At 45.3% G+C, this 14,615-nt stretch carries 14 protein-coding genes; 13 read left to right on the plus strand and 1 reads right to left on the minus strand.

From position 1 onward, the window contains the following. The 7 genes from I8U27_RS03295 to rhaS all read left to right on the plus strand — a co-directional run. A partial coding sequence (locus I8U27_RS03295; RefSeq protein WP_198065838.1) for an LUD domain-containing protein occupies window positions 1-114 on the plus strand: 114 nt, incomplete at its 5' end. Window positions 115-201: 87 nt separating this feature from the next. Next, on the plus strand, window positions 202-513 hold the full coding sequence (locus I8U27_RS03300) for an L-rhamnose mutarotase (RefSeq protein ID WP_181750599.1): 312 nt from the start codon (window positions 202-204) through the stop codon (window positions 511-513). A gap of 48 nt (window positions 514-561) precedes the next feature. Continuing rightward, window positions 562-2,070: an L-fucose/L-arabinose isomerase family protein gene (locus I8U27_RS20475; protein WP_181750600.1), complete on the plus strand. Its 1,509-nt coding sequence runs from the start codon at window positions 562-564 to the stop codon at window positions 2,068-2,070. Window positions 2,071-2,310: 240 nt separating this feature from the next. Further along, on the plus strand, window positions 2,311-3,834 hold the full coding sequence (locus I8U27_RS03310) for a sugar ABC transporter ATP-binding protein (protein WP_181750601.1): 1,524 nt from the start codon (window positions 2,311-2,313) through the stop codon (window positions 3,832-3,834). A gap of 7 nt (window positions 3,835-3,841) precedes the next feature. Continuing rightward, window positions 3,842-4,849: an ABC transporter permease gene (locus I8U27_RS03315; RefSeq protein ID WP_181750602.1), complete on the plus strand. Its 1,008-nt coding sequence runs from the start codon at window positions 3,842-3,844 to the stop codon at window positions 4,847-4,849. 2 nt (window positions 4,850-4,851) lie between these two features. Then, window positions 4,852-5,844, plus strand: a complete 993-nt coding sequence (locus I8U27_RS03320) for an ABC transporter permease (RefSeq protein ID WP_181750603.1) — start codon at window positions 4,852-4,854, stop codon at window positions 5,842-5,844. Between the two features lie 75 nt (window positions 5,845-5,919). Further along, a complete protein-coding gene (gene rhaS, locus I8U27_RS03325; protein WP_232345224.1) occupies window positions 5,920-6,948 on the plus strand; it encodes a rhamnose ABC transporter substrate-binding protein in 1,029 nt (342 codons plus the stop codon). Between the two features lie 129 nt (window positions 6,949-7,077). Here rhaS and I8U27_RS03330 read toward each other — a convergent pair whose 3' ends face one another. Further along, a complete protein-coding gene (locus tag I8U27_RS03330; RefSeq protein ID WP_181750604.1) occupies window positions 7,078-7,590 on the minus strand; it encodes a DUF3888 domain-containing protein in 513 nt (170 codons plus the stop codon). Window positions 7,591-8,058: 468 nt separating this feature from the next. Between I8U27_RS03330 and I8U27_RS03335 the strand changes: the two genes are divergently transcribed. The 6 genes from I8U27_RS03335 (at window position 8,059) to I8U27_RS03360 (ending at window position 14,539) form a co-directional block, all read left to right on the plus strand. Then, the gene (locus tag I8U27_RS03335; RefSeq protein WP_181750605.1) at window positions 8,059-8,997 is read left to right on the plus strand and encodes an SDR family oxidoreductase; all 939 of its coding nucleotides are present in this window, start codon (window positions 8,059-8,061) and stop codon (window positions 8,995-8,997) included. Window positions 8,998-9,527: 530 nt separating this feature from the next. Then, a complete protein-coding gene (locus tag I8U27_RS03340; RefSeq protein WP_181750606.1) occupies window positions 9,528-10,670 on the plus strand; it encodes an ATP-grasp domain-containing protein in 1,143 nt (380 codons plus the stop codon). Window positions 10,671-10,672: 2 nt separating this feature from the next. Then, window positions 10,673-11,815, plus strand: coding sequence for a GNAT family N-acetyltransferase (locus tag I8U27_RS03345; protein WP_181750607.1), 1,143 nt, complete (start codon window positions 10,673-10,675; stop codon window positions 11,813-11,815). Further along, window positions 11,812-12,882 (plus strand): aromatic ring-hydroxylating oxygenase subunit alpha, encoded by a 1,071-nt coding sequence (locus I8U27_RS03350; protein WP_181750608.1) that lies wholly within the window; start codon window positions 11,812-11,814, stop codon window positions 12,880-12,882. The genes I8U27_RS03345 and I8U27_RS03350 overlap by 4 nt, the downstream gene beginning before the upstream one ends. Window positions 12,883-12,957: 75 nt before the next feature. After that, window positions 12,958-13,788 (plus strand): DUF4037 domain-containing protein, encoded by an 831-nt coding sequence (locus I8U27_RS03355; RefSeq protein ID WP_181750609.1) that lies wholly within the window; start codon window positions 12,958-12,960, stop codon window positions 13,786-13,788. Window positions 13,789-14,062: 274 nt separating this feature from the next. Next, on the plus strand, window positions 14,063-14,539 hold the full coding sequence (locus I8U27_RS03360; RefSeq protein WP_181750610.1) for a GNAT family N-acetyltransferase: 477 nt from the start codon (window positions 14,063-14,065) through the stop codon (window positions 14,537-14,539). Window positions 14,540-14,615 lie beyond the last annotated feature (76 nt).

A 14,615-nucleotide genomic window follows, 5' to 3' on the forward strand; every position in this document is an offset into this window, starting at 1 on the left:
CCGTCTTCCATTCACTTTATTTCAGGGCCCAGCCGTTCTGCCGACATTGAAAATGACCTCAGCATCGGCGTTCACGGACCGGCGGCTTTATATATTTTTATTCTTAATAGCTAGGAAGGCTTTCGTTTTTTATGTTCTTTTAAAAGATATTAATAGAATGGCTGAATGATCAAACATTGTACACAGGAGAGGTGAATATCTGTGCAAAGAGTATCCTTTATACTGAAAATTCGCGAAGAGGACCAACAGGAATATATTAAGCGGCATAAAGCAGTATATCCGGAACTGCTTCAGGCATTTAAAGAAGTGGGTATTAAAACTTACAGCATCTTTATGGACGGCGGCCATTTGTTTGCTTACATGGAAGTGGAGGATTTTGACAGAGCGATGGCCAGTCTGGCCAAACATGATGCCAATCAGCGGTGGCAGGCATTTATGTCAGATCTGCTGATCAAGCACCACGAAGGAAATACGATGAAGGTGATCCCGGAAGTTTTTCATTTTGAGTCCTGACGGTTTGTGTTGAAACCATAACGAAATGTTGATAAAGGAGGGATTTGTTTGCTGTTATATGAACCTATTAAACCTGCAAAAAAAGCGAGGGTCGGATTATATTCCATCGGGCTTGAGGCATATTGGAGCCAGTTTGAAGGGTTAAGGGAGCGGCTGATTGAATACGGGAAGTTTATCGAAAAAAGAATGGGGAAATTCGGGGAAATATACAACTTCGGCCTGGTTGACTCAGAAAGCAAAGCGAGAGAAGCGGGCGAGTGGTTTAACCGGCAAAACGTGGACCTCATCTTTTGCCATTCAGCAACGTATTCTACGAGTGCTTCTGTTCTGCCGGTACATCAGATCTGCAAGAAACCGGTCATCGTGCTGAATCTCCAGCCCACGGAACGGCTCAATTACGCCAAAACAACAACCGGAGAATGGCTGGCTCACTGCGGGGCGTGCCCCGTACCTGAACTGTCCAATGCTTTTAATCGGGCAGGCATTCCATTTCGTGTGATTAACGGTTTGCTCGGTCTTGATTACACGCCTTCCATTTCGCTGACCAACGAAAATACACATGATCGGCCGGAAGCGATTCGCGCCTGGAAGGAGATTGAAGAATGGATTCAAAGTGCTGGTGTTGCCCGTACACTGCAGCACGCCAGATTCGGGTTTTTAGGCAATACGTATAACGGGATGTTGGATATGTACAGCGATTTTACGATGATTCAGGCACAAACCGGACTTCATGTAGAAGTACTGGAAATGTGTGACCTTGACAGATTGATCAAAGAAGTGACCCCGCAGCAGGTAAAAAGGAAAATGGAAGAAACCATGTCCATATTTGAGATCAGCGGTGATTCTCCTTCTGATCCGATTGCCAGGAAACCAACCGATGAACAGATGGAATGGTCATGCACTGTTGCGGCTGCACAGGAGCGACTCGTCCGGGAGTATGATCTGGATTCACTTACTTACTATTACCACGGGTCTCCCGGAAATGATTATGAAAAACTGCAAGCAGGATTTATTCTGGGACATTCACTGCTGACCGCCCGCGGGGTTCCATGCTCGGGGGAAGGAGATCTTAAAACTGCAGTTGCGATGAAAATATGTGACATTTTAGGCAAGGGAGGCAGCTACTCGGAAATCGTAGTTGTCGATTATGTGGATCAAACGATTCTTCTCGGTCATGACGGCCCTTTCCATATCGCCATTTCTCAGGGAAAACCGATTCTTCGCGGGATGGGATTGTATCATGGGAAGCAGGGAACCGGTATTTCAGTCGAAGCCAAAGTCAAAACCGGCCCGGTTACCACCCTGAATGTGACTCAAACCGGTCAGGGCAAACTTAAATTAATCATAAGCCAGGGAGAATCAACGGACGGGGAAATCATGCGGATCGGAAACACCCAGACACCGGTAAAGTTCCCTGTGCATCCGGACGATTATATGAGCAGATGGTTCGCTGAATCCCCAACTCACCATTGTGCCATGTCCATTGGACACAATGCCTCCCTGTTTGAAAAAGTGGCAGGGGTTCTTAATATTGAATCGGTTACACTCTGCAATTGACAGAGAGGGATGACAAAACCAGGATTAAAGAATCGGGTACGTAGCTTGTGTACCCGATTCATAAACAAAAACAAAAGAAAAAGCAACATAAACAAAACAAAAAAATATAAACAAAAACAAACAAATAAATGATATAATACATTCAAAGATAATCATGCTGCTATTATGTGCAAACGATTACGACTATTTGCGAAATTTCTATGGGATTCCCGCTACAAAAAACAGATAGGAGTTTATTTTATGTCTGAGTATGTTCTTGAATTGAGAGGGATCACAAAAGTGTTCCCGGGTGTTAAAGCTCTAGACAATGTTCACTTTCAGTTAAAGCCGGGAGAAATCCATGCTTTAATGGGTGAAAATGGCGCGGGGAAATCCACATTCATTAAAATCATTACCGGAGTTCACCCGCCGGATCAAGGTGAAATCTATTTAAACGGAAAGAGAGTGAATATTAAAAATCCAGGGGATGCCCAAAAACTGGGTATTGCGGCCATTTATCAGCATGTAACCTGCTATCCGGATTTAAGTGTTACAGAAAATATCTTTATGGGTCACGAAAAAATTGAAAAGGGCACAAGAAGAATTCTCTGGAAGCAGATGCACGCCGAGGCAAGAAAGTTGCTGAAGGAATTGGGGGCTGATTTTGACCCGAAAACGGAGATGGGTTCACTGAGTGTTGCCCAGCAACAAATTGTTGAAATTGCGAAAGCGCTTTCTACAAAGGCAAAGATTATTATTATGGACGAACCGACTGCGGCATTGACAGCCAGAGAAAGTGAAGAACTGTATAAAATCACGGAACGGTTGAGAGAAAAAGGTGCTTCTGTCATTTTTATTTCTCACAGATTTGAGGATATGTACCGGCTGGCCGGCAAAGTTACCGTGTTCAGGGACGGCAAATATATCGGAACATGGGGAGTAAATGAGATATCAAATGAGGATCTCATTGTTGCGATGGTTGGCCGCAAAGTTACCCAACTGTTCCCCAAAAAACAAGCAAGAATCGGTGAAGAGATTTTGCGGGTGGAGGGGCTTGGTAAAACAGGATTCTTCGCCGATGTTTCTTTTACTCTGCGCAAAGGTGAAATTCTCGGATTAACGGGTCTTGTTGGCGCCGGCCGAAGTGAAGTGTGCCAGGCTGTTTTTGGAATCACTCCATACGATCAAGGTAAAGTGTATGTGGAAGGAAAAGAAGCAAAAATAAAAAAACCAATGGATGCGATGAAGCTTGGAATCGGGTATCTGCCTGAAGACAGGCAAAAACAGGGGCTGGTACTTCAATGGGGAATTGAACGAAATATTACTTTGCCGGTATTAAAAAGGCTTTCCAGCAAAGGCTGGTTAAATCGCAAAAAAGAGAAAGAAATCGCCAAAGTGCTGGCTGAAAAAGTAAACGTAAAGGCGAACAGCATTTTTGACATCGTGGGTTCGTTATCCGGCGGAAACCAGCAGAAGGTTGTTGTGGCAAAACTACTGACTGCTAATTTAAAAATCATGATCCTTGATGAACCTACCAAAGGTGTTGATGTCGGTGCAAAATCTGCGATTTACGAAATGATTGGCGATCTGGCTGTCCAGGGCTATGGTGTGATTCTGATTTCTTCGGAAATGCCGGAAGTGATTGGTATGAGCGACAGAATTGTTGTCATGCGTGAGGGAAGAGTAACTAAGATTCTTGAGAAGGATGGTGTAACGCAGGAAGCCATTCTTGAGGCGGCTTTGTTACAGGAAGAGCGGGACCGCAGTCTAAAGGTTAAGGGATGAGGCACTTATGGCAGAAAAAGCGTTAAAAAAAACATCTATCAGCGTCAACATTGCTAAGTTTAGGGAATGGGGGCTGCTGGGATTTATTATTTTACTTTCTGTTTTCGTGCAACTTCGCAACACTAAGTTTCTGACATCGGAAAATATTAATGATATGCTTATGAATACGTCAATTCTAAGTATTCTCTCCATCGGTATGATGCTGGTGATCGTTACAAGAGGGATTGATCTTTCCATTGGCGCGACACTGGCTCTATCGGGGATGATAACCGCACTCACAGTCAGCGGAAATCCTCATTTGCATCCGATTCTTGCTCTCCTGCTTGGAACATTGATTGGCCTGATCTGTGGAGCGGTGAACGGCCTCCTTGTTTCCAGGGGAAGGATTCTTCCCATTATCGCTACACTGGGTATGATGAATGTATTTAGAGGGCTCACGTTTACGGTCAGCGAAGGAAAATGGGTAAGCGCAGGGCAAATGCCTGCCCATTTCAAAGCGATTGCGACAGGTTCCGTCCTGGGCATCAATACGTTGATTTTGATTGCGATCATTGTTTATATCATTTTCTACTACTTTATTAATCACACCAGAACCGGAAGGCAGATTTATGCCGTTGGAAGCAACCCGGAATCAGCAAAAATCAGCGGTATCCATAATGATAAGATCTTGTGTCTGGTATACACCATTATGGGAGGATTGGCCGGGCTTGCGGGTGTACTGTGGGTTTCAAAGTTTGCTTCGGCTCAAGGCGATACTGCGACAGGTTATGAACTGTCGGTGATCGCTGCCTGTGTCCTTGGGGGAGTCAGCATTGCAGGAGGCAGCGGAAAGATTTTGGGAATTATCCTGGGTTCCATTCTGCTGGGGATTTTAAATAATGCTCTTCCTCTTTTAAATGTGTCGCCGTTCTGGCAAATGGCCATTCAGGGAACGATTATCCTGATTGCTGTACTCGTCAACGCACTGGTGAAAAGGGGCGTTTACCGGAATCATCTCATGAGGAGGAAAATATAGCCATGCAACCCAGACTCATATTGGACAAAAAGGAATTTAAATGGAAAGATTTTTTCTTCCAATGGGAATGGATGCTTGTACTTATCTTTATACTTGTCAATGTGATCAATGCAAATCTGTCTCCATATTATTTGGACTATTATAATTTGCGTGATGCAACGATGGCTTTCCTCGATAAAGCGTTTATTGTTTTGCCAATGGTTTTCGTTATGATCCTTGCCGATATCGATATTTCAGTCGCATCAACGGTGGCTCTTTCTTCGGTTGTTATGGCTGACTTATATCAAATGGGAGTGCCGATGGGGCTGGCTATGGTCATTTGCCTTGCAACAGGAGCGATTTGCGGGTGGGTAAACGGGCTGTTAATCGTCAAATTCAAGGAGCTGTCGGCCGTTATTGTTACCCTGATTACAATGATCTTATATCGAGGCATTGCCTATATCATCCTTAAAGACCAGGCTGCCGGGGATTTTCCGGAGTGGTTCAATTTTCTGGGATGGGGATATATCGGAGGCATTCCGTTTATCCTGGTTGTATTTACCGTCTTTGCTGTCATTTTCGGCCTGCTGCTTCATAAAACAACTTTCGGCAGAGCTGTTTACGCCATAGGAAGCAACCCTGTGGCAAGCAGATTTTCGGGAGTACAGGTTGATAAAATTAAGATCATTGTGTTTACAATGACAGGGCTTATGGCCGCTGTGGCTGCTTTATTTCTCACTTCAAAAATGGGCAGTACAAGACCAAACATAGCAATGATGTATGAATTGGAAGTCATTGCTATGGCGGCGCTGGGAGGTGTGAGCACGGCCGGCGGAAAGGGAAGAATGATCGGCGCGGTCTTAGCCATTTTCCTGATCGGTTTGTTGCGCTATGGTCTCGGCCTCATTAACGTCCCTGCACAAACACAGTTGATCATTATTGGACTGCTGCTGATCGTTGCAGTCATGATTCCGAATCTGAACATTAGAGGGTTGTTCCGCAAAACCCATTCGTAAGAACGGGAGTGAAAAACAAGGCAGTTACAGACTGTCAGCAGAAAGAAATCATGGAAACACAGGGAGGAAGAGAAATTGAAAAAGTTATTGGCGATAAGCATGGCGATGGTTCTGGCCCTGTCAATGTTAGTTGCATGCAGTACAAGCCCGGGGGGGAATGCATCCGGCGGCGGAAAAAAGAAATATGCAATTGTCTTTAAGAATGCCGGTAATCCTTATGGTGAAAAGCAGATGGAAGGATTTAAGAACGCAATCGAAGAGCTTGGCGGAGAAGCGATCCTGAAAGCGCCGGATCAACCGACAGCCGAAGCCCAGATTCAGATTATTGAAGAGCTTATTGCACAAAGGGTGGATGTGATCGCCGTAGTGGCCAATGATCCGGATGCGCTTCAGCCCTCTCTAAAAAAGGCGATGAACAGAGGGATCAAAGTTCTTTCTCTCGACTCTGCCGTGAATACAAAGAGCCGTATCGTTCATATCAATCAGGCAGACCCTGAGAGGATCGGTCGTGTTCAAATCCAGGCGATGCATGAAATGATTGGCGGAAAAGGCGAAATTGCTGTTCTTAGCGCCACTTCACAGGCAACCAACCAGAATCTTTGGATTGAGTGGATGAAGAAAGAGCTTGAAGATCCGAAATATAAGGATATGAAACTTGTAAAAGTTGCTTACGGCGATGACCTCAGGGACAAGAGTGTTGCTGAGACAGAAGCTTTGCTGAAATCCTATCCAAACCTCAAAGGGATCATTGCTCCTACTACAGTCGGTATTGCAGCAGCAGGTAAAGTTCTTACAGATAAAGGGCTCAAGGGGAAAGTACAGTTAACCGGTCTCGGACTGCCCAGCGAAATGGCTGAATACATTGAAAGCGGTGTTTGCCAGTGGATGTATCTGTGGAACCCCCTTGATGTCGGGTATCTGGCAGGATATGCGGCACACGCTCTGGCAGAAGGGAAAATCACCGGAAAGCCCGGAGAAAAGTTCAAGGCCGGAAGGCTTGGTGAAAAAGAAATTGTTGCAGACAGAGACGGAAGCCAAATTATGCTCGGTGACCCTTTCAAATTTGATTCCGGCAATATCGCCGAATGGAAGAAAGTATACTAAATGTTAGTGGCTCCAGATCAACTAACTGCATTTAAGAATCAGATCAAAGCCCAAAAAGAGCGACAAGTGGATGAAGTGTCGCTAATCTGTTTTTGGTGCGATATCCTGTAGTTCACGCAACCATTATAATCATGATTCAATGCACAAGGCCGAACCTGTCCGGACAGATTCGGCCTTGTGCATTGAATGAAGTGGTTCCAATCTGCTCTGATCCAACCGGTTTCCTTCATAATGAAGGGGCAATTCAACAGGATGCCGGCATTTAACCTTCTCTCCGGGGGCAAGCTGTCTGGCTTTAAATTCTCTGACATTCCAGCCCCAGCCCGGGCCATCGTTATCAAATGTAATCGTTACCAGGTGATAGGGTGGATTGTGGGCGCCTTCAAATGTTTGAACTTGTGTCGTAATCCTGAAGAGAAAGGAGCCAGGGTCTTTTTTGGTGATTTTTAATACATCCTGACAGAAGAATTGTTTAGACTCCCCAAAATGCTTTTCAATTGCCTTTTCAATTTCAGGAAATAAAAGAGCTAATATGGTGTCCTCCAAAAGTTCCTCCTGAGGAGTGGAATCGGCCTTTATTTCCGACGGGGCTGACATGATGGATAAACTGACCAATCCTATGATGAGTATGATTTTCTTCAATTGGATCATCTGCTTTCCTGTTTTCAGTAGTTTTTCACAAATACCGGTTAGCTATGAGCAATTGAAAAAGGACCGGGGTATCGGTCCCATTTAGAAAAAAGTTATTTCCCTCTCTGGGATTATGATTTCATATTCACTAGATAACAGGATAATACTGCACGTATCGCGGATTAAAATAATAGGGTGGTCTGGGGCCTATTTTGGGAATTAGGAAGGGATAAGGATTGGAGTCATATAATATCTTTTCTTTTTCAACTGAATGATTGACTAACAATAACTTCACTTCAGGACTGAATGTATAGTATTTCATCATCAGGCTCCTTCATCTTTTCTTTTTCCTCTTTGGTATATTCGGTCTCCCGCAGTAATGAGCCTGTACCAAATCTGATCCGGCAACAAAAAGAGATGCACTTGATTTGCCCATGTGACATAAAGTAATCCGAATTGATTTTTTCCAGGGGGATGCTTATGTCAGAAGATATGCAAAAGTGTCAAAGGAAACCGGCTGATCAAGATTATCCCATGTATCCAAATTACGGGAAAATAACACGTTACGAGGACATACCGATCACTGTGCCGGAACAACGACAGCTTCGCCAGCCCGGTTTGGAAAAATGGATGGTTCCAAGGCCAATTATAGAAAATCCGAATTATAAAGGAAGCGGGAAATTAGCCGGAAAGGTCGCGCTTATCACAGGCGGTGACAGTGGCATTGGCGCAGCAGTAGCCATTGCTTTTGCTAAGGAAGGTGCAGATGTTGCCATTTCTTATTTAGATGAACACGAAGATGCAAACCGGACAAAGATGAGAATTGAAGAACTGGGACAACGTTGTATATTATTGCCCGGTGACTTGAGGGAAAAACAGCAATGTATTGATATCGTGGAAGAAACCATCCACACATTCGGGCAACTGCATGTTCTGTGTAATAATGTCGGGATTCAGTTTCAGCAATTAAGCTTGCTTGATATTACCGATGAGCAGTTTGATGATACCTTTAAAGTAAACATTTACTCTCATTTCTACACAACCCGGGCAGCGCTGCCGTACTTAACGGCGGGCAGTTCCATCATTAATACTTCTTCCATTGTAACGTATGCCGGACACAAACAATTGATTGATTACACAGCGACAAAAGGGGCTATCATAGGTTTTACCCGCGCATTGGCCAAAAATGTCGTGGATAAAGGGATCCGGGTAAACGCGGTTGCACCCGGAAAGGTATGGACCCCTCTCATACCGGCAAGCTTCTCTGCCGACGAGGTTACGCTGGTGGCTAATCCAATGGGGCGCCAAGGCCAACCATTTGAACTTGCCCCTGCCTATGTTTATCTCGCTTCTGATGATTCCCGTTTTGTGACCGGACAAACACTTCATGTTAATGGAGGGGAATGGATGTCATCTTAAAGAGTGGAAAGATAGCGGTGAATTTTACATATACAAAGCCATTCACCGCTATTGGTTTTCTGCTTTTGCCATGATTGCCTTTGCAAAAGATAATAAAAATGATGTCCACTCTCACCCCGGTACTGAAGGTTTTTGCAGTATATTTGCTGGTACAATTCCAGTATTTCTTGTATCCGGTTCACAATATATAATAGCGTTACAGAAAGACAAGTATTGAATGTTTTGCCGGAGGGGCAGATTCAATGGTATGTTTATAGAATGAATGAAAGGAGCAGAGCAGTTGCGGTTTCATCTGATATGACTGTTTCTGTGTAAGTGTGTGTATCTAAGGGGGAAGGCAGAATTCTGTCTCGCTCCCGATCGGCGCCCTGCGAGGAAGCAGAAAGGCCGCTCCAAAAACTGCACAAGGGGCGTAGGCATTTGGCAAAGAAGCAAATTCAAGGAAGAATTGCCTCGCTTTTTCCCTTGGTCCGTTTTTATCCAGGGGTTGTGCCGGTCGGTCATAGGGTTTTCTATGGAGTGATAAACTGATGAGGCTGCTGATTACCGGCTCCCGATCTTATACCGCATTAGAGATGGCGCGGCATTTCAACCGGGCAGGATGTGATGTGTATGTGGCCGATTGTGTGAAATATCCTGTCTGCAAGGGGTCCAACACAGTGACACAATCATTTATTCTGCCATCACCCCGAGAAAATTACCGCGGGTTTATCGACGGGTTGATTCAGATTATTCAACAGTACCGCATTGATCTTTTAATGCCCAGCAGTGAGGAAATTTTCTTTATAGCGGGCAGTCTGGACAAGCTCAGGAAGTATTGCCGTGTCTTCTGCGACCCGTTTGAGAAGCTGAACCGGCTTCACAATAAATGGGAGTTTTCCCGGCTCACTGGCAGTTGCCGGGTGAAAACTCCTGCCACAATCCTTTTGCAATCACCGGAGGATTTGAAGCCGTTTGAAGGTTCAGCAGAGAAATATGTGTTTAAACCGGTATACGGCCGTTTTGCCGCCCGCAATTTATTTGGGCCTGACCCTTCCCAAATCCGGCAGATTCAGCCCGGTCCGCATGATCCCTGGCTCGCCCAGGAATACATACAGGGAGGGGAATACTGCAGCTATCATCTCGCAATGGATGGCGAAATAAAAGCCCATGCCTGTTATCGGCCGGCATATCGAATGGGCAGGGCATCCGGTTACTATTTTCATCCGGTCGAACATGAGGAAATTGCCCAATTTGCGGCAGAAATCGCACAGAAACTCCAATTTACCGGTCATCTGGCATTTGACTTTATTGAAACGCCAGCCGGGTCCCTGTATGTGCTGGAGTGTAATCCCCGAACAACAAGCGGGCTTCATTTTCTGTCACAAGAGGAGCTTGTTTCCCCGTTTTTACCGGGGGAACAAGCGGTGCCCCGCCGTCATGCCATGGAGAAACCGAAAATGATCGGTTATGCGATGATGCTCAACCCTTTCTATCATGGTGTAACAGGAATCCGCCGATGGGCGAGGGATTTTGGTAACGCAGATGATGTGCTGTTTGACCGGCGTGATCAACGGGTGCTGATCTATCACTTTCTGAGCCTGCTGGAAACCTTGTATGTCAGCTTTTCAAAACGAATCAGCGTGAAGGATGCGGCGACATCGAATATTGAGTGGGATGGAGAGAAGATATAAAAATGCAGATTGAAAGAATCGGAAAAGATCATCCCGATTTGCAAACATTGCAGCATGACAGCCGGTGGGAGATGGAAACGGCATATACTCTGCCGCTCATCAAGGCAGGGGCCGGGGTGTACGTCCGCAATGTGCAGACCGATGTTCAATTGCTGCGGGCAGGCGGTCATCTCCTGCCGATCACCATTAATGTTTCTGAGTATGATAATTCATATGTTTGTTCACCATACTCAGCCTGTATCCGCTATACGCTTGAGGAATTGTATTTGCTGCGGAGCCGTCTTCTGCAAAAAGGACTGAGTATGGTCATTGGCGCAATTGCCCCATTGTTAAAAAAGGCTATGATTGATCAAAATGTTCACTTGAACAATTGGCTTCTATCCACCAATTTATATGAACCAATTGAAAGGGAGGTACTTCAGGAGATAACAAACCGTTTGACTGAAGAATTTTCGGATTACGCCCTTATTTTTCGTTCACTAAACAATGTGACAAACGCGGAGATGATCAATGATTTGCTCTGTTTGGATTATTTGATGGTCCCAAGCAGGCAGGTATATTTTTTTGATGGCAGAGCACCCGATTATTTGCGAAAAAAAAATAATGTGTGGGATCGAAAGTTGTTGGAAAAAGCCCCGTTTGCGATCGTCGAACATGATGAGATTCAAGCCAATGATTATCCGAGGATCAAAGAGCTTTACGATCTTCTCTATATTGAGAAATACTCATCTATCAATCCACAGTTTACGACGGCATATTTCGAAAACGCCCACAAACAAAAGCTGATCCAGATGAAAGGGCTTCGTGATGGGAACGGAGTTCTGCAAGGGATTGTCGGCTGTTTTATCAGGGGAGACGTCATAACTGTTCCTCTAGTCGGTTACAATACAGCGCTTCCGCAGCAGACGGGCCTGTATCGGATGCTGATTTCGATGGTTTTGCAGGAAGCGGCAGAGAGAAGCCAGCTGCTTCATTTAAGCTCAGGAGCCGCCCACTTTAAACGGCTCCGCGGCGGAAAGCCCGCGATTGAATACAGCGCGGTCTATGTCAGGCATTTGCCGGCTGCCAGAAAGATTGTCTGGACATTCTTTAGTTCACTATTACATAAGGTTGGAGTTCCAATTATGAGGAAGTATCAGCTATGAGAGATCATTATATACATATGAAGGAAAAAGTGATGAGAAACCATTGGCTTGTGGCCTGCCATGAAAGCGAACTGGGGCGCAAGCCTGTTGGAGTTATTGTGCTTGATGAGCCGATTGTTCTGTTTCAGACAGAGCGGGGAGTCCATGCGTTAACAGATCGCTGTCCGCACCGGAATGTTCCATTGTCCGAAGGCTGGATGAAAGGGGACATGCTTGTCTGTCCTTACCATGGCTGGGAATTTGACGGGAAAGGTGTATGCCGGCGCGTGCCGGGTCTTTGTGAATATTCGCCCGGAACACATACAAGCGCGACGGCTGTGCCAGTCAGAAAGCAAGACGGATTTATTTGGGTCAAGCTGCCGGATGAAACCTGCACGACGAAGGAAGCCAAAGAGGAAGATCATTTTTCCAATACCGAAGAAAACCGTCCTTTTGATTTGTCATTCCTCAGTGATCCTTCCCTCTATTCATTTATCTGGCGCACCTCTGTAAAAGGGAATCTTCTCAACACGGTGGAAAATTTCCTGGATGCGACACATACGCATTATATCCATGCCGGACTGATCCGCACAGACAAAAACCGGCAGCAAGTAAACGCCAAACTTACCGCTTACCGTGACTGCGTCGAGATTGAATACAGCGGGGAATCAAAGCAGGCCGGCCTGATTTCCCAACTGCTCGAGCGCGACCGCCAGACCAGTTACGGGAGGTTTTTTATGCCGGGCATCGCCCAGATTGAATACCGGTCAGCAAAGGGTTTATCCATGATGATCACGGCGGTTGCCCGCCTTACTTCTGAAGAGGTTCAAGATATCTATGCCATTATTACCGTCAAACGCGGAATCATTCCAAACTTTATCAAAAAGCTGGTCATTACTCCTTTTTTCAAAATCGCATTAAAACAGGATATTCGCATTGTTGAACTTCAGCAGAAGTGGATTCAACGATACGGAGAAGAATCATTTCACTCCACCCAGGCCGACCTGATCCGCCCCTACATCGAGCAACTGACAAAAGGGCGGTACTACGATAAGCCTTATGAAAAAAAAGTCCAGCTTCTGCTGTGAGAGGACCGGACGGATGAAGTGCAAAAAGGGATTGAGGGTAAAGGGACGAACGTTTGATTAAGAAGGTGAGAGAATATGAACAGGAAAGCCTTAGCAATAAAAGCGGCTCAGGTTTATGAGCGAAATCCAAAAGTTGAAGCAGTTATGCTCGCAGGTTCGGTTTCACGTAATTGGAATGATGCATTTTCTGATATTGAACTTTTTGTACTGTGGAGAGAGGAGCCGGCGGATCGCGACCGAAAATCCCCCATCGATGAGCTGAACGGGCATATCATTGACTATCACCCGTATGAAGATGAAGAGTGGTCCGAAACCTATCTTGCAGAAGGGGTAAAATTAGAGATTAGCAATTTCCTTACGCAAACGATTGCCAACATCATTCATGATGTCACCCGCCATTATGATACAAATCCGGACAAACAATGTATTGCAGCGGCCGTTCATCATGGAATCCCCCTGGTTGGTACTCGGATCATTGACCGATTGAAGGAGAAAGTTTCGGAATACCCGGAAGGGCTTAGTGAAGCAATGGTATTAGAGAACCTTGATTTAGGAAACCGCTGGAATAACCGTGAGGCATTACTCCACCGAAAAGATTGGCTCATGTTATATGATACGATGATTTCTGTTCAAAGAAAGCTGATGGGAGTACTTTTTGGACTCAATCGTCTATATGTTCATCATCCGGCATTTAAATGGCAGAAATTATCCTTGCAAGCCATGACGATTACCCCTCCAAACATAACGGAACGATTTGAATCTGTCTTACTGGGCCCCCCCGGTGAAGGGTTGCGGGAATTAGAAGCAATGATTCAAGACATCTTTGTCCTGTCACAACAAAAATTTCCGCATCTTGATTTATCCGCATATATTGAAAAATCAAGATTTGTCCGTCCTAAACAGTGAAATGATGTCTGTTGAACGGTATTAATAGTAAAGGGAGGGTTGGTGATGCTCAGGCAAAAAATCCCTCGTTAATCCCGTGCTCCACCTTCTCTCTATTCATTTATGTATTTCATTCTGCTGAATAGAGGGGAGAAGATCAGATGTGGCCGAAAACAGTTGATTGGAAAAGCCTTGCATTTGGTATTGAAATTGAGTTTATTGGCCCTTTTTGTGCTAAACTAACAGAATAATGCAACGAGACAATATTCTGTCTTGTTTACATGGAGTGAAGCCCATGAGAAATATTGTACTTCGAGACGTGATTGATAGTGATCTCCCGGTGTTCTTCGAATACCAACGGGACCGTGAAGCCAATTACATGGCAGCCTTCACGAGCAAGGACCCGAACGATTGGGGACTTTTCGCTGCACACTGGGACAAAATCCTTGCAGATAAGAACATTATCAAACAAACGATCATTGTCCAAGATAACGTCGTTGGTCACGTTTTGTGCTTCGAGCAGTTCGGCAAACCAGAGGTCAGCTACTGGATCGGGCGAAGGTACTGGGGCCAGGGGATCGCCACCAAGGCTCTACAGAAGTTCCTGAACCACGTAACGATTCGTCCACTGTATGCCCGTGCAGCGAAGGACAACATTGGGTCACTCAAGGTTCTGGAGAGATGTGGTTTCACGATTTCGGGCGAAGATAGCGGGTTTTCCAACGCACGTGGCGAGGATGTGGAGGAGTTTGTTCTCATCCTCCTTGTATAAGCTGATTTCAGTGTTGCCCCTGAAACTGCGAAAGTTGCTTAATGTGTTTAATTGATGAAAGAATGCCATCAGTTCG

The sequence above is a fragment of the Paenactinomyces guangxiensis genome (assembly GCF_016055185.1).
GTDB lineage: Bacteria > Bacillota > Bacilli > Thermoactinomycetales > Thermoactinomycetaceae > Paenactinomyces > Paenactinomyces guangxiensis.

Coding starts and splice junctions, on each gene's coding strand:
- I8U27_RS03360 (WP_181750610.1), top strand. CDS start 14,063: ATGAGAAATATTGTACTTCGAGACGTGATTGATAGTGATCTCCCGGTG.
- I8U27_RS03335 (WP_181750605.1), top strand. CDS start 8,059: ATGTCAGAAGATATGCAAAAGTGTCAAAGGAAACCGGCTGATCAAGAT.
- I8U27_RS03320 (WP_181750603.1), top strand. CDS start 4,852: ATGCAACCCAGACTCATATTGGACAAAAAGGAATTTAAATGGAAAGAT.
- I8U27_RS03350 (WP_181750608.1), top strand. CDS start 11,812: ATGAGAGATCATTATATACATATGAAGGAAAAAGTGATGAGAAACCAT.
- I8U27_RS03310 (WP_181750601.1), top strand. CDS start 2,311: ATGTCTGAGTATGTTCTTGAATTGAGAGGGATCACAAAAGTGTTCCCG.
- I8U27_RS03315 (WP_181750602.1), top strand. CDS start 3,842: ATGGCAGAAAAAGCGTTAAAAAAAACATCTATCAGCGTCAACATTGCT.
- I8U27_RS03355 (WP_181750609.1), top strand. CDS start 12,958: ATGAACAGGAAAGCCTTAGCAATAAAAGCGGCTCAGGTTTATGAGCGA.
- I8U27_RS03340 (WP_181750606.1), top strand. CDS start 9,528: ATGAGGCTGCTGATTACCGGCTCCCGATCTTATACCGCATTAGAGATG.
- I8U27_RS03345 (WP_181750607.1), top strand. CDS start 10,673: ATGCAGATTGAAAGAATCGGAAAAGATCATCCCGATTTGCAAACATTG.